This window comes from Massilibacteroides sp., from assembly GCF_028705895.1.
GTDB lineage: Bacteria > Bacteroidota > Bacteroidia > Bacteroidales > Tannerellaceae > Massilibacteroides.
In genome coordinates this window covers 75,367-101,318 of record NZ_JAQWCQ010000005.1, presented here as the reverse complement: position 1 = coordinate 101,318, position 25,952 = coordinate 75,367, and the positions used below count along the sequence as shown (strand labels likewise).

The window sequence follows — 25,952 nt, the reverse complement described above, 5'->3', positions numbered from 1 at the left end:
AAGATCAAGGCATTCAGATCACAATTTAGAGGCGTGGGAGATATTAAGTTTTTTATGTACAGGCTGGCTATGTTATATTCTTAACCTATGAAAGGAAGGATATCCACCGAGAAAATCCGCTGATCCAAAAAAACACCATCTATATTTCATTCTAAAATGACATTCGGGCGCACAACAAAAAGAGAGGACAACCTTTTCAGGTTATCCTCTCGATAAGAGCGGAAGACGGGGCTCAAACCCGCGACCCTCAGCTTGGAAGGCTAATGCTCTATCAACTGAGCTACTTCCGCAATTTTAAGTGGGCAGTGATGGATTCGAACCACCGAAGGCGTAAGCCAGCTGAGTTACAGTCAGCCCCATTTGGCCACTCTGGTAACTGCCCCATTATTTTCTTTTGCGATGCAAAGGTAGGAATTATTTTTAAACTAACAAGAAAAATCCACCATTTTTATTGCAGTAATTGCAGCCTCATCGCCCTTGTTTCCTAACCTCCCGCCTGCACGGTCTTCTGCCTGTTGCATATTGTCGGTAGTTAACAATCCGAATATGAAAGGGATATCATACATCAGATTGAGTTCGGTGATTCCTTGCGTTACTCCGGAACAAACATAATCAAAATGAGGGGTATCTCCTCTCACTACACATCCTAATACTATTATAGCATTTAATTCTTTTGTTTCTGCTAAATGCTTTGCGCCGTAGGTAAGCTCAAAACTTCCGGGAACTCGCTTTACTACAATATTTTCAGCCTTTACGCCATGCTTTTCTAAAGTATTACAAGCTCCTTCCAATAGTTTTTCCGTAATATGTTTGTTCCATTCTGAGACTACTATTCCGAAGTTCATATCGGAAGCATCAGGTACGCTTTTAAAATCGTACTCAGATAAATTTTGATACGCTGTTGCCATAGTTTATCTTACTTACCAAGCTCAGTCGCGCGTACAATATATTTATCTATATCTCTCGCTTCTTGTGATGAAAAATAGTTTTCTTTAATTGATGTATAAGCTTTCACAGCATCTTTATATTGCTTAAGACTTTCGTATGCTATTCCGGCTTTCTTCAGATAGAGAGGGCTGATAAGACTATTATTCGCTTTTGAAGCTGCTTTTTCAAAATAACTAATACCTTCTTTTACATTACCTGAATTGACATAGCAATCACCTATCAGACCAATTATTGCCGGTGATATTATATTATCTTTCGTACTGAAAGATTTCAGGAGGTCAAGAGCCTTTTCGTTATCTCCTTGTTTAAAATAACAGATACCCGCATAGGCTTTAGCCAAATTACCGGAAGCAGTACTACCGTATTCTTTTATTACAGATTCAAATCCTTCAAAATCGGCACCGTTACCGTTCAATGCTAATGCAAAAGAATCTTTTGCAAAATATTGCTCACCCTTGAACAACGCTACGGCTGCTTTTTTCTCACGTGGTATAGCATAACCATAATGGAATCCAAGATATAGACCTACAACAGCTGCAACTGCAATTATTCCAATAATGATCTGTTTCTGGTTTTTTTCAATAAAATGTTCAGTTTTCGAAACGATTTCGCCAACTTCTAATTCTGCGTCGGTATTTTTACCTTTAGTAGCCATAATTATACTATAGTTATTTGTTTAATTTTTCATTAACTAACCACGTTAGGTGATTTAAAGCGCAAAAGTAGCTTTTTTTACTGATATAGCGATATTATTCGATATATTTTTTGATGTTATCCATCAAATGTAATAATCAACAGCTATGTTAAATCTTTCATTGTCTTTTTCCATATATGTGGAAAAACTTTACCACAACTGTAGAAAAGTTTTACCACAGTTGTGATAAAACTTTTTGATGGATGTAGTAAAAAGGAGAGAATAAGAGAAACAGGTAGGATGTATATTGAAAAGACATTGCTACATTTGTATTATCAATATAATGTGAGTCTATACAAAATGATACTAAGAAAACTCTCTATCCTTAATTACAAAAATATTGAACAGACAGAAGTCGCTTTCTCTCCTAAGATAAATTGTTTTTTTGGTAACAATGGCATGGGAAAGACCAATTTGCTGGATGCATTGTATTATTTGTCTTTTACAAAAAGTCATATTAACACGCCTGACAGTCAAATCATAAAAGATGGACAGGGAATCTGTGTGATTCAGGGAGTGTATGATTATTCGGGACGTGAGGAAAATATTTTCTGCGCGATACGAAGTGGGCAAAGAAAACAGTTTAAGCGAAACAAAAAAGAATATGACAAACTGTCGGAACATATCGGTCTGCTTCCATTAGTTATGATTTCTCCGGCAGACGTAGAACTCATTCGTGGAGGGAGCGATGAACGTCGTCGTTTTTTAGATATGATTATTTCTCAGCAAGATAAACAGTATCTGAATGCATTGATTCAATATAATAAGGCTTTACATCAACGAAATATCCTTTTAAAAAACCAATCCCGTGATAATTCTCTTTTTGAAGTATTGGAAATGCAAATGGATATGTATGGGCGCCTTGTATATGATACGCGTAAACAGTTAGTTGAAGATTTTGTACCTGTTTTCAATGATTATTATCATCAGATATGTAATTTTTCAGAGAATGTGGACTTACGTTATGTTTCGCAGATTGACAAGGGAGAATTAAAGGATCTGTTGGCCGAAAACAGAGAGCGTGATCGTGTCTTGTCTTATACCTCATCGGGAATTCATAAAGATGAACTGGAAATGTTATTGAATGCATCACTTATCAGACGAGTCGGTTCACAAGGGCAAAACAAAACCTATCTGATTGCATTAAAGTTAGCACAGTTTGCATTTCTGAAAGAAAAAGGGAATACGATTCCTATTCTATTATTGGATGATTTGTTTGACAAGTTAGATGCAAATCGTGTGGAACAGATAATTCAATTAGTGAACAGCGATCAGTTTGGTCAGATTTTTATAACTGATACCAATCGAAAATATCTGGATGAGATTCTTTCTTTAACGGGTAATGATTATTCGTTATTTAAAGTAGATAATGGGAATGTGCAGCCGTTGACTATTTAAAAAGATGAAAAGAAAAAATTCACAAATGATCGGTGAGGTATTGCGCGACATCTTCGAAGAAAACACGGAGATGTATGAAAAGATACTGGAGATTCGTATAAAAAGAGCATGGGGGGAAGTACTCGGTGATATGGTATTACAATATACGCGAAATATGTATATAAAAGATAAGGTATTATACGTATCGCTCACTTCTTCCGTATTGCGAAATGAGCTGACACTATGTCGAGAGAAATTAGTGAAAAGCCTGAACGAATACGCTCGTGCAAACGTTGTTCAGGATATCGTTATTCGTTGATTCGAACCCGCAAAAAAATGTTGATCTGTTATAATGTAATGCATCCGGATATCACCCGGAGAAACGGGAATCTGAGGAACAAGCTGGAAATTAAAGCATAATCCAACCCGCGTCACATCCTGTAATTCCGGTTCTATTAAGAGTCGGTCATAATATCCCTTACCTCTCCCTAATCTATTCATTTGTTTATCAAAAGCAACGCCGGGAACAACGATCAGATCGGGTCTGGGCTTTTCTACATTAGCTCCGGGTACAGGTTCTAAAATGCCAAAGACACCGGGCTTCAACGCTGTATTTTTTGAATATTCGTGTAATTCAAGGTTCTCTCCACAGATAACAGGAAGGTAAATGGTTTTGCTCGAAGCCCATTTATCTATAAAAGCGGCTGTCTGAACCTCGTCACGCATTGCGTGATAAATCGCAAAACTATCCGCCTTCCGAAATATCTCAGATCTTTCAAGACAGCCTAAGGCAGACTGAGAAAGATCAGACAATATAGTCGGCAAATACTCTTTCTTTAGCAAGGCCATAGCCTTTCGTAATGCCCGCTTGGCCTCGAAGATGTCCTCCATGTGTCGCATTTTGAATAAATTCAATAAAGGATAAATGTCCCCCTTCACTCAGCTCCTTGATAGCCCGCAACAAATTAGCATCATCTTTCAGGAAGACCGGATAAAAGCCTTGTTCATCAAAGAAGTTACGTATAATATAAGCCTGTAAATGATTTTCAATCAGTTTGCCGGATATATTAATCAGGGTAGGTCTTTTTTTCACCCCTTTAGTTGCTGCAAAGTTGGTAAAATCTTCGAGCAACGGCTGTTGTTGAAGGTATTTATATAATTCCTGATAAGTTTTGAACTCGGAGAAACGTTTTCTATTCTTATCTGAATACTCCAAAGCATATTGATATAGTATTCCCGTATTAACAATATTAGAGAAATAAGATGTAACGCCGCTTGTGTCACGAGGAATAAAGATATCGGGCATGATTCCTCCACCTCCATAAACGGGACGACCTTCCATGGTCTTATATAATAATGAATCGTCCATTTTTATGCTGTCGGCCGAGTCAAATTCGCCATGCTTAAAACGGTTGTAGATTTCCAGATCGTATTCCTCTGTTTTTCCTAATTCATACGTTTTCTGGATACTTCGCCCCGATGGAATATAGTAGCGTGCGATTGTCAGACGAAGTTCAGAGCCATCACTAAGAGGTATAGGAGCCTGAACCAGTCCTTTTCCATAAGTTCTTCGCCCGATTATCAATCCACGATCGTTATCCTGTATGGCTCCGGCAAAGATTTCACTTGCGGAGGCCGATATTTCATCCGTCAAAACAACAATCGGTGCATCTTTGCATGTTCCCGTACCATTAGCATATACATCTCTTCTGGGGAAGGCTTTTCCTTCGGTATAAACAATCAACCGTCCATCCGGCATAAATTCATTGATCATATTAATAGCGGCATCCATATATCCGCCAGTATTACCGCGCAGGTCAATCACAAAAGAGCTTACTCCTGTTTCTTTCAATTGAGCAATTGCGGTAAGGAATTCATTATAGGTAGTACGGCCAAACTTACTTACTTTTATATACCCAATATCTTTGGTCAGCGCATAAGCTACATCCACTGAATGAACAGGCACTTCTCCCCGCGTTACATCAAAATAGACTAATTTGTCTTCATTACCTCGTTTTACGCCTAATTTAACTGTACTATTCTTCTCCCCTCGCAGCGTTTTCATAATCAGCGCCTGACTGGATTGGTTTCCTGCATAAGTTGAATCATTAATGGTAATAATACGATCAAAGGGTAGAAGTCCGGCTTTCTCCGCAGGACCACCCGGAATTACACTAATAACCAGAATTGTATCTGTCTGCATGTTGAATGACACCCCGATTCCACTGAAAGAACCTTCCAGTTCTTCGTTTGCTACTTTAGCATCAGCGGCGGATATATACACCGAATGAGGATCTAATTCACTGAATATTTTCGGGATCGCTCCTTCTACTAAATCCACCATATTTACCGTATCAACATATTGTTGATCAATAATATCCAGTATAGCGTTTATCTTATTTCCTCTCGAATAAGTCTGTCTTTTCCCCTGGCTTATCACCAGATAATAATTACCTATAAAGATACCTAATGCAATACTGGCTGCTATAATTACAGGAAGCCAAACTGCTACTTTTTTGTTTTTATTCATCTGTTTTTGTTTTTTTCAGTTCGATAAAATCGACCTGAATTCCTGCTCTGATTAAGAGATTACATCCGTCTTCTATCCTATATTTTTCAGAATAAACCACACGCTCAATACCTGATTGAATAATTAACTTTGCACATTCAATACACGGTGCTGCCGTTACGTAAATTGTTGCGCCTTTACTACTATTAGATGATGCCGCAACCTTTGTTATTGCATTTGCCTCCGCATGTAAAACATAGGGTTTAGTGACATTGTTCTCGTCTTCACAAACATTTTCAAACCCTGCCGGCGTCCCGTTATAACCATCCGAGATAATCATTTTGTCTTTTACAATAAGAGCTCCTACCTGACGACGTTTACAATAAGAGTTTTCTGCCCAGACTGAAGCCATTCTCAAATATCTTTTATCTATTTCGAGCTGTCTGCTTTCTGTTTTTTTATTCATAGAATAATTAGAAATCACGATTTAATATAAGATACAAATGTAATGATTATTAGTGGACTGATACAGAAGCAGTCTCACTTTTTTATACCGTTTCTTTTCAATAAGGCATCAATGGTCGGTTCTTGTCCTCTAAAACGCTTGTATAACACGGCAGGATCTTCTGTATCTCCTTTCATTAAGATGTTCTCTTTGAACGAGCGTGCCACCTCTTTATTAAATATTCCGGACTCCTGAAAAAGGGAAAAAGCATCAGCATCTAATACTTCAGCCCATTTATACCCATAATATCCGGCAGCATATCCACCGGAAAATAAATGAGAGAAGTTCGTACTCATTAAAGTTCCTTCCACTTCCGGCAAAATCATTGTTTTAGCCCATGCTTGTTTTTCGAAAGCAACGACATCTCCGTCGAATGGTTCTGAGAGTGTATGCCATGCCATATCCAAGAAGCCAAAGCTTAACTGACGGCAACAGAGGTAACCGGCATTAAAATTTGCTGCGGCTTGTAGATTATCGATCAACTGAACGGGAATCTTCTCGCCTGTTTCATAGTGTACGGCGATAATATCCAAGAATTCTTTTTCTTCCAGCCAGTTTTCCATGATTTGAGAAGGAAGTTCGACGAAATCACGATAGACATTTGTGCCCGACAGACTTTCATAAGTACTTGCAGCAAACATTCCATGTAAGGCGTGTCCGAATTCATGCAAAAATGTATTTACCTCATCGTAGGAAAGTAATGAAGGTTTCGTTTCGGTCGGTCGGGTAAAATTCATCACGATAACAACATGCGGACGACTATCATTCCCGTTGCAATCTTTGTACTGCGACTTCAGACTACTCATCCAAGCTCCTGATTGTTTGCTGTCGCGCGGATGAAAATCAGTATAGAGGACAGACAGGAATTTTCCATCTTCGTCATACACTTCGTAAGCCTTCACTTCAGGATGATAGACCGGAATCTGTTTATTTTCCTTGAAAGTAATACCGTACAGCCGAGTAGCCAAACCAAAAACAGCATTGGTAACATTCTTCAGTTCAAAATAAGGACGTGTCATCTCGTCGTTTACATTAAACCGGCTGTCTTTTAATTTTTCAGCGTAATAGCTCCAATCCCAAGGCATGATAACAAAATCCTGTTGAGCAAAATCTGCAACGGCTTTATATTCGGTTTCGGCTACCGGTTTATAAGCATCCAACAAATCATTTAACAGCCGATAAACATTCTCCTGATTCTTAGCCATTGTTTGTGTAAGGCGATATTCTGCAAAATTTGAATATCCCATCAATCGTGCTATCTCCAAACGTATAGTTACAATCTGACGGACGATTTCCTGATTATCAAATTCATCGCCTTTATTTCCAATACTCATGTATTCCCGGTAAATCATCTCGCGCAATGAACGATTATCTGCATAACGCATAAACGGAACATAACTGGGGGAAGAAAGATTAAACAACCAGCCATCCTTACCCTTCTCACCGGCTAAAGCAGCGGCGGCTTCACGCACACTCTCCGGTAAACCGGACAAATCAGCCTCATTCGTCGTTACATATTCGAAACGATTCTTATCTTTTAATGCATTTTGATTAAACTTCAGATTCAGAAGACTCAATTCCGTACTTAATGCACGGTATCTTTCCTTACTTTCAGCATTAAGCGTAGCCCCTCTCCTTTGGAAAGCTTCATATGTCTTTTCCAAAAGCCTTTTGTCTTCCACAGATAAGTTCAAAAGATTCTTCTGCTCATACACCTTTTTCACCCGGTCAAACAAAGCCTCATTCAGATAAATATTATTCGAACTATCGGTCAATTTAGGTGATACACGTTCGGATATTTCCATCATCTCATCGGTAGAGGCCGAATTTAACATATTAAAGAACACCGAAGTAACTTTGTTTAACAAAACGCCGCTTCTTTCCAAAGCAACAACCGTATTCTCAAAAGTAGCCGGTTGTGTATTGTTCGCTATCTGAGAAATTTCTCCGGACAATTCAGCAATAGCCTTATCGAAAGCGGGTTCATAGTGTTCTGTCTTGATTCTATCAAAAGGAGGGGTATCAAACGGTGTATTATAAGGATGAAAGAAAGGGTTATTTTCTGCGTGTGTCATATATATACAATTAATAATAGACATTATACCTATAAAAAGACTCTTCATATAAGCCAAATTAACTGGTTGTTAAAATAATTATCTACAAAGGTAAAAAAAACCTTGTGAATGTATTATTTAAGAGTTGTTTCCTACATAGTTTTCCTTTATCTTTACATAGACAGTATCTGTTTGACAAAGAATGATTTGATTGGTATCTTTGTACTACAACAAAAAAGTAAATTATTAAAACAACAGAACATTATGAAAACATTAGATTATCTTCATTTAGATGCTTCAGCAGTAAGCAAAGTTTCAACGGCACTACAACAATTATTAGCTGACTATCAGGTTTTTTACACGAATCTTCGTAACTTCCACTGGAATATTAAAGGACACGGGTTCTTTGTTCTTCACAGCAAATTCGAAGAAATGTATGATGACACAGCCGAAAAGGTAGATGAATTAGCAGAACGTATCCTGATGTTAGGTGGTACTCCTGAAAGCAAATTCAGCGAATATCTTAAAGTCTCAAAAATTAAAGAAGCAGATGTTACCTCTTGCGGCAATGACGCACTAAAGAATATTCTTGACACGTACGGTTACCTGATAGGAGAAGAAAGAAAAGTACTGGCTCTTGCCGGAGAAGTTGATGATGAAGCAACAGTAGCATTAATGAGTGATTACCTGAAAGAACAGGAAAAATTGGTATGGATGTTGGTCGCTTATTCTACTTGTGATTGCAAGGAGAAATAAGGCATATACGTAAAATAAAGAAATGGCTGTCAGGATTCCCGACAGCCATTTCTTTTGTTATGATTTCTTATCTGAATTATTTCAATTCTTTGATACGAATGTTGCGGAATTTAACGGGTGAACCGTGTCCAAGAAATCCAATATGGCCTTTCTTATTAAATAATCCCGGATGTTCTTTTTTATCGGGTGTTCCGTTCTTTACAGCGTCACGAATATTTCCATCTACGATTACGTGTCCGTTGAGAGTCACTTTAATATTATCTCCGTTGGCTACTACTTCCTGATAATTCCACTCGCCTGTCGGTTTTAAATAACCACGTTCAGCAGGGATAATTCCATACACAGACCCATGGTATTGATAAGGAGCTAAAGTAGCATATACAGGATGTTCATTATCCAATATCTGAAGTTCCATTCCGACATAAGCAGCATCACCTTCTAATGGAGTACGGATGCCTAAACCGTTATTTGCAGCTGGAGTTAATTGGAATTCGAAACGGAAGATAAAGTTTCCGTATTCATCTTTAGTGTATAGATTACCACCGAAACTTCTACTTGGAATCATGGAAATTGTTCCGTCTTCCAACGTATAATCCACTGTGTTACCTGTCCACTCATGCATATTCGTTCCATCAAACAAGATCTTATAACCTTCTTTCTTTTCTTCTGCTGAAAGCTGGAAAGGTTCTGCACGTTCCAATTCTTTCACATAGATATTACGATAATAAACCTTGCTTCCGTGAGCCTGAAGTTCGATTTGTTCTACAGGAGGAATCGGTTGTTTACGATCCCAGTAGTTTTCAAGAATCACATCGTCGGTTACCAGTTCTCCATTCAACACAACCGTTACACGGTCACCAACCATCTTAATATACATGGTATTCCATTCGCCTAATTTGTTATCGGCAACTTTCAGCGGCTTACTTGAATTAACCTGATTATTGTACAGTCCGCCTGAACCAACCTGAGCACCTACATTCACACGTGCCGTATCCCACATTTGAACCTGAGGAGTTCCACGTAAATAAATACCTGCATCGGCTTCGGGACCTGCCGGATCAAGCATCCAGTCCACATACATTTCGAAATCACCGTATTGTTTTTCTGTACAAAGATTATCATAACCCGTTCCGTCAAACAACAACAATCCATCCTCAACTTTCCAATCTTTACGCATTTGTTCGTCAGCTTTCACCTGAGCTTTTGCCAATTGTGCCGAAGACATTTTAGCCCGTTTTATCGGATTCTCTACAAGTCCTTTCCATCCGGTCAGATCTTTCCCATTAAACAATGAAATAAATCCTTCACCTGCCGGCATTTCAGCTAAATGTTTACGGATTGCTTCTTTCTGATAACCGGCATCAGGATTATCTAAAACCTCTGTCACTTTATTTAATAAGGCGCGAACGTTATCTCCGATATACTCCTTATGCCCAAGAGCAATTGTCATAACAGCATTTGCCGCTGCTTGTTGTACAGGTTTATCATTCAGATAATCACCTGCAAAAAGCATTGCAAGGAAAGTTCCTGTACGACCCGCTTGTTTCAATATTTCATTCTTTTGAGCATCTGTTTTAGCAATCTCCATAGCCTTACGCAACCCAAGTAAACGATTTTCACCGGTTAAAGTAGGAGTCGATACTAATCCAATATAAGCAGTCAATGCACGATCAAAATAGGCAAAAGCGGATGCATCTTTACAGATAGCATATAATTCATCGGCCACATCTGCACTTTTCCAAGCCAACAAAGCATCAAAAGCGGCATCTCTTGCTTCGCCTTTTCCGTTTTTAAATCCATCAACGATTGTTTTCAGACCTTCTTTTTCTCCAATAGAAGCTAAGACGGTATAATACAAATGTTTTTTATTCTCTCCGGCTTGCACCATACGAGTTTTAATCGTTGATAGCTGTTCTGATGAAGATTTACCGGACAAGGTAGCAATTACAGCTTGTTGCAACGGAGTAACAACCGAAGCATCCGATGATTCCAACATACCACAAAGCATTACACGATCCTTATCAGATACGACATCTTTGAGTGCTTTATACGCGGCAGTTTTCACTTCCGGCACTGTTGATTTCGTCTGCTCTAAAACAGTATTCATATTAGGTGTTGCTTTCCGTACAGCCAGAATTTCAACACCGGCTATTTTACCGGCATCTGTCGCACCTTGTATTGCCTGAGCTACAGAAGGAGCCACATCTCCTTTAAAAGCCAACAAAGCATCCTCAGCAAGGAGAACTACTTGTTTGTCATTATCTTTCAACAAATTAGAAAGATTAGGTATTACGCTTTCATCTCCAATCTTAACTAAAGCCCATACGGCAGCTTGTTTTACGGCAAAATCGTTATCCGATAATTGGTTTAATAAAACCTGACGAAGCGGTAAATCAAAGCGAACATCCAGGTTCTTTAGGATCTGATTTTGGGATTTGCTTTCACGACCAATCCAATTAATTACATCGGTCTTAACATCTGACTTCGCTTTTAGAGTAGATTTAAGTATGTCAATATAGTCTTTTTCTCCTGCATATGTAGAAGCAAAAGTAAGTGCAGCATTCCGGTATTCCTTACACGGATCTTTCAAGGCAGCTAAAACAAGTTTTGTCGCATTGTCATCATCCATAGATATCAACAATCCGAGTGCAGCGATTCTGGTCTGGGTAGCACCAACTTTCGTCGCATCTTTCAACAATTTAGCAGCAGCCTTTATTGCCGTTTTTTCATCAGTCAATGCTATACGTTTAATCAACTGGATATACGCTTCATTTATTCCGGCATTTTCCATTTGAAAACCGACAGCTTTAGCTGCGTCACCAACTTCTTTTAGAGAGGCGACACTACCGGTACGACTTATTGCATAAAATGCTGTACGCTTCAGATTCTCATCCGACGCAGTTAGAAAACCTTTTATCAGATCTTCCAGTCCTGTCATTTCAGCTTCACCGATAGCCATAACTACATCGCGCAGGGTAACTGAAGTTCCCATTCTACGCATCAAAGATGATTTCAAAGCATCTGCAGCTTCCGGTGTGTTTATTGAAGCAAGCGCAGAGGCTGCAGGAGCGCTCAATTGCTCTGTATTTAAATATGGAGACAAAGCCTTTACTGCTTCATTCTCACCGACAATTTGTAATTGACGGATAATAAAAGCCTTTGTTTCGCGCTCTTGCACGCGTTCAAGTGCCTTAATATAAGCATTTGCGACAGCAAGACGAGCACTCTCCTGTCCTTTTGCCATCACATAATGACTTAAGCCGCTAAGAGCATAGTCAACCTGTGCATTACTACCTTTCCCTGGAGCATGGATCATATCGATAAGTGACTGAACTCCCGCATCTCCTGTAGAGACAAGGTCTGCAATCAGTTTATCGTATTTCTTTTGCGTTTGGGCCGGCATTTGTGCCACCGCATCAGCAATAACCGTTTGTATCGTACGATTTGCCGGAGCCTGAGCCATCAACATAGTTCCGCAAAGCAGACTTGTTGCTATTGATAAATATATTTTTTTCATTCCGTTCGTTTTTTTAAGATTAAATATTCCAAGGTGAACGCATAGGTTGATCTAATAAGCGGTTAGCCGCTTCATCGTTCACAAACTCAAGTTTCATCGGATCAAAGTGCAACGTACGATTCAAACGAAGAGCAACTGCCCCCATATTAACGATCGTTGCCGAACGGAATCCATTCTGCTCATTTAAAGCAAATGGCTGCCGAGTTTTAACACATTCTATAAAATCAGTAACCTGTGGTTCTGGTTCCGGATAATCAGCTAATTTCTTTTCCCAATCAGGTATATCACAAACAAAGTTTTTATAAACATTTCCGTTTGGTCCGGAAATATAAGGTGTGTTAGGATCTCCATAATCACCTCCCCAAAGAACGATCTGACAACCATCTTCGTAAGTATAAGTGATAGATCGCCATGTGCCTACAGCATCAGGGTGTTGTTGAGGAGCATCTACTTCAACTTTCACAGGACTTGTGTTGTCTTTTCCTAAGAAATACTGAACAGGATCAATATAATGTTGCCCCATATCACCAAGACCACCACCATCATAATCCCAATAACCACGGAAAGTCTGGTGTACACGATGCGCATTATAAGGTTTATAAGGAGCCGGGCCTAACCACATATCATAATCCAATTCCTGAGGAACAGATTGTGGTTCAAGATACTCACGACCAACCCAGAAAAACTTCCAGTCAAAACCCGTATGCTTACTGATTGTCACCTTCAGAGGCCATCCCAACATACCACTCTGCACAAGCTTCTTTAAAGGCTTCACAGGAGTACCTAAACCATAGAATTGGTCCGTAAAACGGAACCAGGTATTCAAACGAAACATACGTCCGTATTGCTTAACTGCTTCCATCACTCGCTTACCTTCACCGATTGTTCTGGTCATTGGTTTCTCACACCAGATATCTTTACCAGCTTTAGCCGCCTCAACCGACATAATCCCATGCCAATGAGGAGGAGTAGCAATATGTACAATATCCACATTCTTATCCAGAATCAAATCGCGAAAATCATGGTAAGCCGCAATCTTATCACTAACAAGCGCCTTACCTAACTCTAAATGTTTTTTATCCACATCGCAAACTGCGACTAAACGTGTTCCTGCATAATTCAAATGCCCACGTCCCATTCCTCCGGTACCAATAATACCCTTTGTCAACTGATCACTCGGAGCAATAAACCCATTCCCCAAGACGTGCCTCGGGACAACGGAAAAAGCAGCAATTCCCCCCAGCGTTTTAAGGAAATCTCTTCTGTTTGTCTTCATAGTACTAAATATATATATGTAATTGTTTAGATTTTCATAATGATAAATCAAACAAAAATAGAAATTATATATGAATAACTGGTTTTAAAACAGAATTATCCGTATCAACTTTACGTTAAATACGGATAATTTCTATTTTAATAATTCGAAAACAAGTTATATTAAATCACTCAAGAGTGGGATTGAACGTCCCTCCCCAATTATTATTTTGTTCTATATTCTTATTTCTATCAATTACTGTCTGGCTAATCGGAAAGAAATAATAGGACTCAGGAACAGAAGTCACTTTAACTCCGGTAAATGGAATCTGTAGTATAACATACTTAAAGTTCTCTTCCGTCAATTCCATATTTGTCGCTTTTTCTTTTGCTTCAGAGATAGACATCTCCGTACCATCCGCATTAATAGCAATTGCCTCTACCCCATGTTTCGTTTTATTATCCAAACGATCCAACATTCTCAAACGACGTAAGTCCCAGAAACGATGTCCTTCAAAACAAAATTCAATATTACGTTCAAATAAAATAGCCTCACGAATTTCTTCTCTTGATGAAACTTTCATTCCATATAAGCCATCAGCTCCTGGTTCAAGACCAGCGCGTGTCCGTATTTGTTTTAATATTTCTATGGCTACATCTGATTTCCCTGTTTCATTAGCTGTTTCCGCATAGTTTAGCATAACTTCAGCAAAACGCATCAAGATAAAATCAACATCATATTGTTGTACTTCTGATTGTTTTAACGATAGATCAGAAGCTTTACGAATAAAGAAGCCGCTATAACTATTCAAATTAGTCGAGTTCACACTTGCATTTGGGTTTACACCAAAGTCATCAGCCTCATGAGCAATACCCAGACTGGTATATTGGCGTTTCCCAGCTTTCCCTGAAACTTCATAAACACTACCGTTCCATACAACAGATTTATTGAATCGAGGATCCCTGTTTTTCCAATAATTCTGTAAAAAATCGCCATCAGTCATAAAATACTTACTTGAGGGATCATTATATAATTTTCCATCCAACATAGGATATTCCTGTATGAATTCCCAAATTGGACAAGCCCAAGCATTTCCACGACTTTCCGATCCGGGACGTACTCCATAATCCCAATCTATAACTTTATTAGGGTATGTATTAATCACAGGAAAAACTACTTCAGCTCCTTTTTCTACTAAAAAAATATCAGCATAGTCATCTGTGAGCTTACTTCCATTAGCAATCAATTTTTCATAAGCTAATTTATTCGCATTATAAGCTTCCTGCCAATAAGAATTATCCCATTTATTACCTGGATTAAATTGAGGTGAAGCTTTATACAAAAGAACTTTCGCCTTAAAAGCTGTAGCAAAACAACCATCTATCTTACCATAATCATTTGAAGTAGATGAGATCTTTTCCGGGAGCATCGCTATCGCATCATCCAGATCTTTTACAATAAAGTCAAAACATTCTTTTGTACTATTCCTTTTCACATACAAATCATCCTTATCTTTATCTTGAGGAACAGTTATATATGGGATACCACCATGATATTTCACCATCCGAAAATAAACATATGCCCTCAAGAATAAAGCCTGAGCAATAAATTCATCTTTTTTAGATTGTGTCAATTCTCCATTTGTTGTATTCTGAATAGCTTCATTTATCAAACGAATAGTCGTGTAATCCCATTTCTTATATTGATCGTTTGAAATTGTAACTCTATCCAGATAAAAATGAATAGCCGTTAATTGTTGTGAAGTCTGGTCCAATGTTGGACTCCAATTCTCAAAAACATTCGCATACAAATTAGCCATATATGAGTTTATCAGCTTTTCATCGTTCCATACCTTGTTGGCGTCATAACTATAGATATTCTCAATATCTAATGTATCGCAAGCATTGTGCGTCACAAACAAGATAAAAAGGCATATTATTGTTGAAATCTTTTTCATTTCTATCGTTTTTTAAAATTTAACATTTAAACCAAAAGTAAACGATTTCATCAAAGGATATGAGTCATAACAATCTTGTTCCGGATCATGAAACTCAGTAACATCAGAAATCACAAATAAGTTCGTTCCATTAAAGAATAATTGAGCAGAGATCAGACTTAACGGTTCTAACCAAGCTTTAGGTAAATCATACCCTATATTCAAATTTTTCAATCGTAAATATGCGCCATCTCTGATCCAGAATGATTGATTTCCTGTTCCTGATTCATACCAGTTACTACCTACTACACGAGGGTATTTTGCATTTGGATTTTCTGGTGTCCATACATCGCCTGCCCAAATAGGATAATAAGGTCGAATAGTTCCGCCATATTGGCGCATGCCACCATTACCTTCTCCTAAGTTACTAATCATACGATCGTACATGCCGACTCCTTGAAAATGCAAATCTAATGTTATTCCTTTCCAGGAAATACTACCTCCAAAACCATAGTTAATACGTGGAGATGCATTATCTGTCAATAATTGAATGTCATTATCATCAATTTTCCCATCTGGACCGGGAGAGTAGCCATCACCACGAACATCTTCAAAATAAAGTCCTCCTAAATACGGGTCACGTCCATACTGCTTAAATCCTTTTGCCAATAGGTCATCAAGTTGTTCTTGAGTACGTATCATACCTAATGTTTTTAGACCTGTAATTCTGTTCAAAGGTTTACCTATCGCAGATAATTCATAGAGGTTACCTCCTTCTTTATATAAAGCAGTCTCATCGTAAACGTCCCATTGGTCTTTTGAGAAACCAAGATTACCATATATGGAATAATTTACAGCACCGTTCAAAGCTTTATCTCTCCACATAGCCGACACCTCAAAACCTCTCCAGGATCTTTCCGCATAATTTTCCGGAGCTAAAGATTGACCATAAGTATCCGGAATGGTTATTACACGCGTTCCAAGAATATCTTTTTCTGTCTTGTAAAAAGCATCAAAAGTACCTGATAGTCTGTTCTGCAAAACTGTAAAGTCAAATCCACCATTACACGTAGTAGAAGTTGCCCAAGTCAGATAAGGATTTGGTGTAGCTCCTGGTTTGATACCTTGAACAAGGTTGCTACCCCAGATATAAGAACTACCGGTTTCATACTTATTGATATATGAAAATGGAGAAATCTTTTGATCATCTGTTTTATTCAAATCAATATCATTACCTGTTGTTCCATAAGAAGCTCTTATCTTCAAATCATCTAACCAATTAGACGTACCACTCATAAAGCTCTCCTGACTCATTCTCCATGCAGCAGAAAAAGAGGGAAAAAATCCCCATCGTTTTTCTTTTGGGAATAAAGAGTTTCCATCATAACGGAACGAAAATTCAGCAATATATTTTTGATCATAATTATAGTTTACGCGTCCTATCCATGAAAGCCTTCCGCCGGTTACTTCTTCTGCTTCAGCCCAACGACGTTCACTGTCTGTCGAATAAACAAACATCTGATCAAAATTCGTTAATGGGTCTTCAGCCTTTGACAGTACCTTTTCTCCACCATTAGAAGCTTGTTCCCACACTGCAGTCGCTGCAATTCCGTGTTTACCAAATGTATTGTTATAGTTCAAGAACCAGTTTAATTGTTCACTCCATAATGTATGCACATTATAGCTCAAGAATTCTTGATTTTGAGAGAAAGTGAATATATTGATATTATTAGGATCCGGTGCTGCAGGAACAAAACGATTCTCATCTGCATTTGCAGGAGACCATACGTAATTTTTTTGGTAAGTCAGATATTTTTTACGCATGTAATCCTTACTAATATAATTCCCCGAAATTTTTGTACTTAATCCTTTTAATATGCTACTCAAATCAATGTCAAAAGAAAGGATTGCATTCATTTCTCTCTTTCTTGTCTTGATATATCGATCTCCAATTACTTGGTCTATCACACTCCATGCCTGCCAACTACCCATAGGCGTTTGCACTGGATATTCAGTAACCTCATTTGCCGGAGTGCCATCTTCATATAAATAGAAAGGATAAGTTTTAGGCCAGTTAAAAGTACAACGATACAAGTCTCCTACAGTTTGTTCATCGTCATCTGAAAATGGCCAGTAGAACCGTCTCTGATGCTGCTGGTTAGCTGCAATATTCAAATTCATCTTTATCTTATCTGTGATTTTCGCTGTCACATTTGAACGTAAATTAAACTTATCATTTTCTAAGTTTTTGTATGAACCTTCTTCACCAATGTAACTAAGCAATGCATAATAAGTCACACGTTCACCACCACCCGAAACACTCAACGAATGTTTCTGATTCCACGGGGTTTGCCATATATAATCATGTACATTATAATTTTTATCTTTGAAATAATCAAATTCCACATCTCCATTCGGCGGAGTTATTCCCTGAAAATCGGCCACTCTGTTTTGATAAATTAATTCGTCAATAGCTGTTGTCTTATCGGAAAGTAATTCCATAGTCGGGGTCATAAAGGTATAAGAGGCCTGATAGTTAAAGATCGGTTTCTGCTGTTCTCCGCCTTTTGTTGTTACGAGAACAACGCCATTTCCCGCTTGTGATCCATAAATTGAAGCAGTAGCTGCATCTTTTAAAAAACTCAATTGGTCTATTTCATTGGCTTCCAATGCATCAAAGGCGTCTTTGTCGCGAACAATACCGTCAATAACAAACAAAGGCTCTCCAAAGCCTCCACGAATACGGATATTAGAGGAAGCCCCCATAAGTCCTGAATTACCAACAATATTAACACCTGGTGCGCGTCCTGCTAATGTATTAGAAAGATTTGAAGTCGAAATTGAACTCAAATCATCTGCTTTTATGGCAGTTATAGAACCTGTCATATTCACTTTTTTCTGTACACCATAGCCTACAATAACTACTTCTTCAAGTTTTTGAGTATCATCTTTCAGCAGAATATTAAACTCATTCTTTCCTGAAACACTTACTTCTTGCTCCAAATAGCCTATATAAGAAATGACGAGAATACCGTCTTCGGGAACATTATCTAATATAAAGTTTCCATCAATATCCGTTATTGTACCTAAACTAGTACCTTTTAGCATCACATTAGCACCAATAATCGGTTCATCAGTAACATCTTTAATGTGGCCTTTTATCGATTTGCCATTTTGTTGCACAATAGGGTTCGATGGATTTTCAATTTCGCGTCTTTCATCTTTAAGAAATATTCGATTATTGCTAATTCGATAACTTATATCTGCATTTTTGAAGACTTTATTTAAGATAATCTCTATCTGCTCGTTCTTTTCTTCAATTGATACAGCATCTATTTTTCTATTAAGTAAAATCTCATCATAAGAAAATTCATATCCTGTCTGTTTGCTAAGCTGATGAATAACTGTACCGACTGTTGTATTCCTCAAGTTTAACGAGAAAGTAACATTCTGAGATTCAAGAGTAATAGCGTTGGTCGTCAAAGTAAAAAGCAACAACAAAAACAAAATATTCCCTTTCAGAAGATAGTTGTTAAAATAAATTATTCCACTTTTAAGCGGAAAGTTTTTTGGTTTATCCATAAAGATTTATATAACAAATTATTAAATACTGATTCTTTAAAACATTAGTCTCTGATTAATTTTTCCATGTGTTTCTCATAGGCATTTTTTAAGATTATTCACGAATAAAGACCTCATCACCTTCTATTTGATAATCAATAGGGGCTAAATACGAGAGTATATCCAGGACTTGTTGTAATGTTTCGTCCCGGTTGATCACACACCGATACTTACGATCGGCCAACTTTTTTGATTCCAGATTTATATTAACGTCAAAAATTAAGGAAAGCTTATTTACAATTTCCCGTAGGGTAGCATTTTCAAAAGTTAATTGGTTCAAATGCCATGCGGTACTCACATTCGTATCTATTGTTTTAACTATGCATTCATTTTTATCTGGAGAATAAATAACCTTCTCTCCCGGAAACATATTATAAACCGGATTTCCTTGTTTATCTATCAAGAATACTTTACCAGTGACAAGAATAGTCTCCACAACTCCATCCTCTTTTCTGTTTTTCAGGTTAAAAGATGTTCCAAGAACTTTTATTTTTATAGAAGAAGCATCCACAATAAAATTAGAATGTTTATTTTTCTTTACGTCAAAATAGGCTTCACCTTCTAATTTCACATAACGTTTATTTTCAGAAAACGACTTTGGAATTTTTAACGTAGATGATTCGTTTAGCCACACTGCTGTTCCATCTGATAAATCAAACTTTTTAATACATTCTCCTTCTGGAACTGAAATAGTTGTATATTCTGTTTCTTTATGCAAATAGCTCTTTGTTACATTGGCAGAATAGAACAGAACAATTAATATTGCCGCGTAATTTATTGCTCGTTTGATAAAGTAAAGCGGATGCTTTTTCCATAATACTTTATTTATTTTATTCAACGCCTCAAATGTTTTTCCAGATGCATTTATGTATTGATACTGATGTGCCAATTTTAATTTAATCAGAGTTTCGAAAAAAGCCTCATTAGACGCTGCTTCTTTCCTCCAATTCAGAAGTTTTTCTTTTTCTTCTTCCGAAAGATCATGAAATAAATATTTTATCAGTAATGAGTGGTCGAAATCCATATTTTTCTTATTTATTAGCAAAACGATTAAAAAGAGAAAACTACTGAGCAAAAACTAAACATTTATAGTTTATCAGACATTTTAGCTAAAAAAAGATAGCCATTGCTGATTATATCGGCAATGACTATAAAGGATATTTTTTTAACACATCCCCCTCAATATTATTTTGTATTATCTACAACACAATATCCAATATTTTTTCACCTTTTGTATTCATAACTTTCAAGGATAAAGTATTTCCTTGACGTTCTAAGAGCATAACCGTTGCTGTTTCCACTCTGTTTCCGCCACCTATTACAACAGGATAGTTGTTTCCTACTGAACCTTTGGGGTGATAGGCGTAACGATGAGTATGTCCATTTAAGCAAACGTTAAATGGAGCTTTACTGAGTAGCGGATTCCAAAGCTCTGCACAAGGAAGATAACTTTTAGAAGGCATTCCGTAAGTCGGGATATGATGCACCAATACTTTCTTTTTTGCTGATTTGAATGCTTTTGAATTCAGCTCGTTTTTTAAAAACCCGACCTGATCCAAACGTAACTGTTCGAAATTATTCAGATTGTAGTACACCCAAGTTGAATCCGGTTTATCTTCTCCACAGTCTAAAATAACAAAACGAGTATCTTGCCAGTTAAAGGCAGAATATGTTTTATCACCAACATAATCAAATAAGTCCCTTAATTGAATAGAGTATGCATTTCTTATCTCATGATTCCCGCGAATATAAAACACAGGCTTTCTTTCAGCACCTACCGTCTCATTCATGTAGGACAAATAATAGACTGCTTGTTTCTCATTCTTAGGATCGTCAATACAATCTCCATTAAAAATTACAAAATCATAATCCACTCCTTTTATTTGTTTCGCCAACAAATCTAAAACATCATTCTTTTTGTGTAGGTCATTAAAAATAACAGCCTTAAAGTCACCCTCTTTCCCCGGCATAGTAAATGAATAGGTTTCAGAATAGGCTGTATCGCCAAACTCTTTTTTATAAGCTTCATACAATGTTATCTCACGAGAGCAGACACGATAATAATACGTTTGTCCCGGCTTCAAATCAGTCAACCGTATTTTATGGCGTGTATTATTACATATTATTTGTCCATCCACAATTAAGTCTTTTTTTAATTCCAGATTCTTATCCGTTCCATATTCGACCCAACTGTAAACAGGAACATTTGTTAACCAGGAAACCGTCATACCCCCATCAACAGGATTTTGCAGATAAGGCTTCGTACGCATAATAGCTGCTTTATCTGCACTCAAACGTACATCAACAAACAATGGTAAATGATCAGAGGCAACTTGTTCTTCGAACAAAACCCGGCGTTTTAAAACAGAATAGGTGTTCCCGTTTTCATAACCATAAATAAAATCAATACATCGATTGGGATTTACAACAGGAATCGTATTTTCTTTGTAGTTGTTTAATGTCTTAAATTTCTCACGAAGTGCAACCTGAGTCGGAGAATCATACACCGTATTCATGTCTCCGGCAAGAAAGAGTGGTTTTTGAATGCCCTTTATTGCATCGAAAATAATAGGTACAGACAATTCCTGATCTTCTTTAGTTAACGAAAAATGCGTACAACAGAATACATATTTTTCAAATTCAACAATAAGTAACATACGTTGTTCTTCTCTTCCGGGAAGAGGAACCATCTTATAGCCAAGCGGTTTCTCTTTTGACAACACTCCTACTCCATACCTACCTCCCTGATAATCGATTGCCGGCGCATAAGTCCAATGCTTAAGAGTTCGTTCCGCTAATTCTTTTAATACAAACACACCTTGACTACGCTGAGTAGCACTATCCAATTCCTGAACAGCAACCACATCCGGAGTAACGCGATTAATGACATCTGCAATTCTCTGGTAATCTGTCACATTATCCATTCCTGAACAGTTCTTCACATTATAACTCATGATCCTCAAAGAATTCGCTTCTTTTGGTTCAATCTCTTTTGCTTCCGCTCTATTAAAACAGGTAAAGCATAAGACAAACAAAATAATTAGTTTCAACGTTACAGCTTTTTTCATATGTTTCTCATTTTTAATTATGTATTACTCCAAATCCATTTTTATCAAACTTATTGAATGAGGGGGGAAACGGTAGATCATTGGCATACCGATATTAAAGGTATGAGTTTTGGAAAGGGGAATTATTTGGTTGGGGAATTGAAATGTGTTTTTGGCTTCGGGGATTCCGGATAGTTCGGTTATTTCAATCTCATTTTTCACATTGGCACCGAGTATATCCAGTTCGGTTATTTCTTCGTGGTTTGTTGTGTTAACCACTTTCAGTAATAGTTGGTGATTTTCTTCGTCGATAGTGGCAACAGAGACAAGAGAAGGAAGCGGTTTTTGTTTTACTTCGTAAATAAGCGTACCGTCTATATGACATTGTAACAGATCATCCGTTGCTGTTAGTGAGATATGGTATTCACGGTGACTTTCGAAAGGGAATGCTACCGGAGTAGCCAATGTGTCTTTTATACTACCTGTCTGATGGTAGAACCAGACATATTCTTCTCCTAAGGTTAAGCCGATATGTTCGTTCCGATCTCCTTCCCAACCATTATCCCTGATCCTCAATTGAATGGGATCGCTTCCTTTTGTCCGTTTTATTGTGGCGGAAAAGGTATAATTAAAAAGTCCCGAATCACCTAAAAGGATGTTGTTCCAACGGTTTGCAGCAGGTATTAACTGATCGTTATACATTTTCCAGTCTCCACTTAACACCTTATAGTTGCTAATGGAGGATCCATTTATTTTTATATTCTTTATTTCATAACTGTTATCGAATAATTCGATAGAAGCTCTTCCTTCTTTTACATACGGACGTTCATACGCATTCACATCTGTAGGATAAATGCCTGATCCACGATTCTGAGCAAACATCGTTAGCATATAAAAAGAAGGGGTACGGATAATGCTATCCTTCTTAAATGAAATTAAGGGATATCGTTGCGTTTCGTATTCTGTATTTCCAAAAATCGGGGAAAAAGCTATATTCTTTACTATTAATGGGTTTGCTTCTGCTCCTATCAAAAAACAAGCTTCTCCGATCGCTGCTTTCAGTGTACCTCCGTATTCATCACAAACAGCCCCCATCTCACCGATAAACACAGATGAATAGTTCAACGAAGGTTTCTCTTGTTTGTAACGAGTTGAATTAGCGATAAAGAAATCCGGATTGGCATAAAGGTGAGTGTCTATCCATTGTCCTCTTAACTTTTCTGATACCTGAGAGCTACTGATAACCGTTACTTCAGGATATTCTTTATTAATTGCGTCTTTAAATAACTGAAAACGCTTTCTATATTCCGTCCCGTAGTTTTCGCTGCCGATTTCAATATATTTTAAATTAAAGGGTTCAGGATGTCCATTCTTTGCCCGCATCTCTCCCAATAAAGAATCGACCGGAGCATTCGCATAGGCAATAGCGTCCAGTGCATCCTGAACTAATTTATCCATTGCCGTAATCACTTCATAACGCGGACGACGCTCCTGATTGGTGATTCCACTATTTATAACATACAGTGGCTCTGCTTTTAAGTCTTCACAAAGTTCCAGGTATTCATGATACCCCATTCCATTTGAAGTTCCATACCCCCATATATTCCAGAAATGCCGTCTCTCACTTACAGGACCTACAGATTCTTTCCATATCGGATAAGTTCCATTTGTATAACCTTCCACAAAAAGGCCTCCCGGAAAACGTATGAACTTAGGATTTAATGCTTCCATCTCTTTCACAAGATCTGCACGAAGTCCGTTCGCCCTTTCTTTCCATGTTTTCTGAGGGAAAAGAGAAACTTCATCAATATAAAAAAATGTTGGCTGTGAAGTTGTAATCGTCAGAACAGCATTATCGGCATCTTCAACTGCAGTAAAGGTATGACGATATTGTTTCCAGTCATATGCAGGAGTCACGTCAAACGGAGCGGACAAAGAGCGTGAACAAGAAGAATCTTCCAGCGCAATAGAAACTTTACCCGAAGAAAGAGAAGATGATCTGATATAAAACGAAAAGACATATTGTTCTCCTTTAGTCAACGGGATACCTTTATATCCTTCAGCCACCATTCCCCCTCTTTCATCTCCTTCTGTAAAAACAGACACGGCCAATGATCTCCTGTTTTTTTCGCTCAGAGGAGTTGAAACATCGGTAGTAAAATAGGTCTTAGACGATAATCTATGCCATCCGGGCACAGAATCCGGTGAGGGAAACGGAATTGTCCAGCGGTTTGGAGTAACCAACACGCTTCTCCCCCTGTCGTAAGCACTATGTACAGGCAAAGCCCCATCTTCAAAACTCCTGTTTTGAATCAACTCGGCATATAAACCTCCTTCTATTGCATGATTTATTTCTTCCAGAGAAAGTCCATATAAATGAGTATTTACAGGCGTTGGGGTCACCCTCATATCTATTGTGATTGTTGAAGTAGGCGGTAGGTCAGGAACACAACCAACGAACAATAAAACAACCCAACTCAAAATCAGTCTGGAAATAGATATATACCCTCTATGATTACTCATAATTTATAATACTCTTCTAAAAAGCACAAAGATATATATTAATTCCCATAGGCTATTGAAAGAATACGACCATTCAAGAGTACATAAAAAGTAAATCTGCACGAAACTTCATAATTTTTGAAATTCAGTAGGAGTCATTCCAAATTCGGAGATGCAGATAAGCAAAAAAGAAGACGAAAGAAGACCGAAACAAGCCCTCAAGAAATATCCTATAAAAATTTAAACAGGCTCTTAATGTAGCTGTGTTTATTTCAGTTTTAGTAAATGCCGTTTTATCTATAGGGATCTCTATTGTGAAGGCGGTTGTTTGGATTTTTGACAAATAGCTGTTTTTTTCAAGATTTTGCTTACGCGCAAAAACAATAATTTTCTTTATTTATTTGCGTTTATATCGTTTTGAACGAATAAATATTACATAATGACCAAAACACGGCTGTTTTTGCCGGAAATATAAAGGTCGTTTTTTGAAAAATATCCTTTATAAACAAAAACCGAAAGTATCTTTTTTCAAAGACATCGGGATAGATTTTTTTTACTCGTTTTTCGTTCAACTTTGACTGCTTAAAAAAAACGGACATTCCGTATTATGCGTTTTTTATCGACTTTCACGATACTTGTTTTTCTGATACAGGCGTCGTTGTTTTCTAAAATAAAATGCCTTAAAAAGCCTTTGTTAAGATCACTATCAATTGGATGTCAAACAAAGAGATTTGCCGACATTTTGTTTTTATCATTTTCTTCTGTTTTTTATTCCGCTAAAAGGATATTAACAGTCAAGCTCCCCTATATTCCATGCACTAACAAATGTATGGACATGATTGATGGTATGGAAGGTGATATCAATACGGTCAATCCTCAGGATATTGAAAATATCTCTGTGCTCAAAGACGCGGCGGCTTCTTCCATTTACGGTTCACGGGCTCCTTTTGGAGTTGTTCTGATTACCTCTAAAAAGGGAAAAGCGGAAAAGTCAGCATTAATTACAACAACAACTTCCGCATTAGTAGTGCAGTACATTTACCAGACCCGATGGACTCTTATACTTTTGCCAACTTCTTCAATGTAGCTGCTAAAAACGCAGAGACTTCCATTTTCACCGAACAGATAAGCCTTGTCATCGATTATTCACAAAAAAGAATTATAGATTAAAAAAATATAGTATTTTTGACTAACTATAATAGAAAAACGCCCTAATCTTAACTGTTTAATA

The 25,952-nt window shown here is 37.6% G+C and carries 16 protein-coding genes, 2 tRNA genes and 2 pseudogenes; 5 read left to right on the top strand and 15 right to left on the bottom strand.

What is annotated here, in order from left to right:
• Positions 1-84 (top strand): annotated as a pseudogene (locus tag PHT93_RS02415) (transposase); the annotation flags it as partial.
• A 133-nt stretch (positions 85-217) separates the two neighbouring features.
• On the opposite strand, the gene PHT93_RS02410 reads toward PHT93_RS02415, so the two are convergent.
• From PHT93_RS02410 to PHT93_RS02395, 4 genes are all read right to left on the bottom strand, one after another.
• Positions 218-290 (bottom strand) — tRNA-Gly (locus PHT93_RS02410).
• A 9-nt stretch (positions 291-299) separates the two neighbouring features.
• Positions 300-382, bottom strand: a tRNA-Tyr gene (locus PHT93_RS02405).
• A gap of 43 nt (positions 383-425) precedes the next feature.
• On the bottom strand, positions 426-908 hold the full coding sequence (ribH, locus tag PHT93_RS02400) for a 6,7-dimethyl-8-ribityllumazine synthase (protein ID WP_300239027.1): 483 nt from the start codon (positions 906-908) through the stop codon (positions 426-428).
• A gap of 8 nt (positions 909-916) precedes the next feature.
• A complete protein-coding gene (locus PHT93_RS02395) occupies positions 917-1,603 on the bottom strand; it encodes a tetratricopeptide repeat protein (protein WP_300239024.1) in 687 nt (228 codons plus the stop codon).
• A gap of 339 nt (positions 1,604-1,942) precedes the next feature.
• Between PHT93_RS02395 and recF the strand changes: the two genes are divergently transcribed.
• Together recF and PHT93_RS02385 are read left to right on the top strand one after the other, a co-directional pair.
• The gene (gene recF, locus PHT93_RS02390; RefSeq protein WP_300239021.1) at positions 1,943-3,040 is read left to right on the top strand and encodes a DNA replication and repair protein RecF; all 1,098 of its coding nucleotides are present in this window, start codon (positions 1,943-1,945) and stop codon (positions 3,038-3,040) included.
• A 4-nt stretch (positions 3,041-3,044) separates the two neighbouring features.
• Positions 3,045-3,338 carry a DUF721 domain-containing protein gene (locus PHT93_RS02385; RefSeq protein ID WP_300239019.1) on the top strand — a complete coding sequence of 98 codons (294 nt, stop codon included), beginning with the start codon at positions 3,045-3,047 and terminating at the stop codon, positions 3,336-3,338.
• On the opposite strand, the gene PHT93_RS02380 is transcribed toward PHT93_RS02385, so the two are convergent.
• The 4 genes from PHT93_RS02380 to PHT93_RS02365 all read right to left on the bottom strand — a co-directional run bounded on the left by PHT93_RS02380 (position 3,317) and on the right by PHT93_RS02365 (position 8,108).
• Complete coding sequence (locus PHT93_RS02380; RefSeq protein WP_300239016.1) at positions 3,317-3,910, bottom strand: 5-formyltetrahydrofolate cyclo-ligase; 594 nt, start codon at positions 3,908-3,910, stop codon at positions 3,317-3,319. The genes PHT93_RS02385 and PHT93_RS02380 overlap by 22 nt on opposite strands.
• Positions 3,825-5,549, bottom strand: coding sequence for a S41 family peptidase (locus PHT93_RS02375; RefSeq protein ID WP_300239013.1), 1,725 nt, complete (start codon positions 5,547-5,549; stop codon positions 3,825-3,827). The genes PHT93_RS02380 and PHT93_RS02375 overlap by 86 nt, the downstream gene beginning before the upstream one ends.
• Positions 5,542-5,994 carry a dCMP deaminase family protein gene (locus tag PHT93_RS02370; RefSeq protein WP_300239010.1) on the bottom strand — a complete coding sequence of 151 codons (453 nt, stop codon included), beginning with the start codon at positions 5,992-5,994 and terminating at the stop codon, positions 5,542-5,544. The genes PHT93_RS02375 and PHT93_RS02370 overlap by 8 nt, the downstream gene beginning before the upstream one ends.
• A gap of 74 nt (positions 5,995-6,068) precedes the next feature.
• Positions 6,069-8,108 carry a M3 family metallopeptidase gene (locus PHT93_RS02365; protein ID WP_300239008.1) on the bottom strand — a complete coding sequence of 680 codons (2,040 nt, stop codon included), beginning with the start codon at positions 8,106-8,108 and terminating at the stop codon, positions 6,069-6,071.
• Between the two features lie 243 nt (positions 8,109-8,351).
• Between PHT93_RS02365 and PHT93_RS02360 the strand changes: the two genes are divergently transcribed.
• Positions 8,352-8,843 (top strand): Dps family protein, encoded by a 492-nt coding sequence (locus tag PHT93_RS02360; protein WP_300239006.1) that lies wholly within the window; start codon positions 8,352-8,354, stop codon positions 8,841-8,843.
• A gap of 76 nt (positions 8,844-8,919) precedes the next feature.
• Here PHT93_RS02360 and PHT93_RS02355 read toward each other — a convergent pair whose 3' ends face one another.
• The 7 genes from PHT93_RS02355 to PHT93_RS02325 form a co-directional block, all read right to left on the bottom strand.
• Positions 8,920-12,360 (bottom strand): family 16 glycoside hydrolase, encoded by a 3,441-nt coding sequence (locus PHT93_RS02355; RefSeq protein ID WP_300239004.1) that lies wholly within the window; start codon positions 12,358-12,360, stop codon positions 8,920-8,922.
• A gap of 19 nt (positions 12,361-12,379) precedes the next feature.
• On the bottom strand, positions 12,380-13,636 hold the full coding sequence (locus PHT93_RS02350) for a Gfo/Idh/MocA family oxidoreductase (protein ID WP_300239002.1): 1,257 nt from the start codon (positions 13,634-13,636) through the stop codon (positions 12,380-12,382).
• Positions 13,637-13,802: 166 nt separating this feature from the next.
• Positions 13,803-15,572 (bottom strand): RagB/SusD family nutrient uptake outer membrane protein, encoded by a 1,770-nt coding sequence (locus PHT93_RS02345; protein WP_300239000.1) that lies wholly within the window; start codon positions 15,570-15,572, stop codon positions 13,803-13,805.
• Between the two features lie 12 nt (positions 15,573-15,584).
• On the bottom strand, positions 15,585-19,133 hold the full coding sequence (locus PHT93_RS02340) for a SusC/RagA family TonB-linked outer membrane protein (RefSeq protein ID WP_300238998.1): 3,549 nt from the start codon (positions 19,131-19,133) through the stop codon (positions 15,585-15,587).
• 94 nt (positions 19,134-19,227) lie between these two features.
• Positions 19,228-20,196, bottom strand: coding sequence for a FecR family protein (locus tag PHT93_RS02335; RefSeq protein WP_300238996.1), 969 nt, complete (start codon positions 20,194-20,196; stop codon positions 19,228-19,230).
• 175 nt (positions 20,197-20,371) lie between these two features.
• Positions 20,372-22,240 (bottom strand): endonuclease/exonuclease/phosphatase family protein, encoded by a 1,869-nt coding sequence (locus tag PHT93_RS02330; protein ID WP_300238994.1) that lies wholly within the window; start codon positions 22,238-22,240, stop codon positions 20,372-20,374.
• Between the two features lie 24 nt (positions 22,241-22,264).
• Positions 22,265-24,742, bottom strand: a complete 2,478-nt coding sequence (locus tag PHT93_RS02325; protein WP_300238991.1) for an alpha-L-arabinofuranosidase C-terminal domain-containing protein — start codon at positions 24,740-24,742, stop codon at positions 22,265-22,267.
• Between the two features lie 814 nt (positions 24,743-25,556).
• On the opposite strand from PHT93_RS02325, the pseudogene PHT93_RS02320 reads away from it, so the two are divergent.
• A pseudogene (locus PHT93_RS02320) lies at positions 25,557-25,831 on the top strand (TonB-dependent receptor plug domain-containing protein); the annotation flags it as partial.
• Between the last annotated feature and the right edge of the window lie 121 nt (positions 25,832-25,952).

What these genes read in the sequence shown, in the direction of transcription:
- PHT93_RS02395 (WP_300239024.1), bottom strand. Translation starts at nt 1,603, where the DNA reads ATGGCTACTAAAGGTAAAAATACCGACGCAGAATTAGAAGTTGGCGAA.
- PHT93_RS02340 (WP_300238998.1), bottom strand. Translation starts at nt 19,133, where the DNA reads ATGGATAAACCAAAAAACTTTCCGCTTAAAAGTGGAATAATTTATTTT.
- PHT93_RS02370 (WP_300239010.1), bottom strand. Translation starts at nt 5,994, where the DNA reads ATGAATAAAAAAACAGAAAGCAGACAGCTCGAAATAGATAAAAGATAT.
- ribH (WP_300239027.1), bottom strand. Translation starts at nt 908, where the DNA reads ATGGCAACAGCGTATCAAAATTTATCTGAGTACGATTTTAAAAGCGTA.
- PHT93_RS02335 (WP_300238996.1), bottom strand. Translation starts at nt 20,196, where the DNA reads ATGGATTTCGACCACTCATTACTGATAAAATATTTATTTCATGATCTT.
- PHT93_RS02360 (WP_300239006.1), top strand. Translation starts at nt 8,352, where the DNA reads ATGAAAACATTAGATTATCTTCATTTAGATGCTTCAGCAGTAAGCAAA.
- PHT93_RS02365 (WP_300239008.1), bottom strand. Translation starts at nt 8,108, where the DNA reads ATGACACACGCAGAAAATAACCCTTTCTTTCATCCTTATAATACACCG.
- PHT93_RS02345 (WP_300239000.1), bottom strand. Translation starts at nt 15,572, where the DNA reads ATGAAAAAGATTTCAACAATAATATGCCTTTTTATCTTGTTTGTGACG.
- recF (WP_300239021.1), top strand. Translation starts at nt 1,943, where the DNA reads ATGATACTAAGAAAACTCTCTATCCTTAATTACAAAAATATTGAACAG.
- PHT93_RS02330 (WP_300238994.1), bottom strand. Translation starts at nt 22,240, where the DNA reads ATGAAAAAAGCTGTAACGTTGAAACTAATTATTTTGTTTGTCTTATGC.
- PHT93_RS02380 (WP_300239016.1), bottom strand. Translation starts at nt 3,910, where the DNA reads ATGGAGGACATCTTCGAGGCCAAGCGGGCATTACGAAAGGCTATGGCC.
- PHT93_RS02375 (WP_300239013.1), bottom strand. Translation starts at nt 5,549, where the DNA reads ATGAATAAAAACAAAAAAGTAGCAGTTTGGCTTCCTGTAATTATAGCA.
- PHT93_RS02325 (WP_300238991.1), bottom strand. Translation starts at nt 24,742, where the DNA reads ATGAGTAATCATAGAGGGTATATATCTATTTCCAGACTGATTTTGAGT.
- PHT93_RS02350 (WP_300239002.1), bottom strand. Translation starts at nt 13,636, where the DNA reads ATGAAGACAAACAGAAGAGATTTCCTTAAAACGCTGGGGGGAATTGCT.
- PHT93_RS02385 (WP_300239019.1), top strand. Translation starts at nt 3,045, where the DNA reads ATGAAAAGAAAAAATTCACAAATGATCGGTGAGGTATTGCGCGACATC.
- PHT93_RS02355 (WP_300239004.1), bottom strand. Translation starts at nt 12,360, where the DNA reads ATGAAAAAAATATATTTATCAATAGCAACAAGTCTGCTTTGCGGAACT.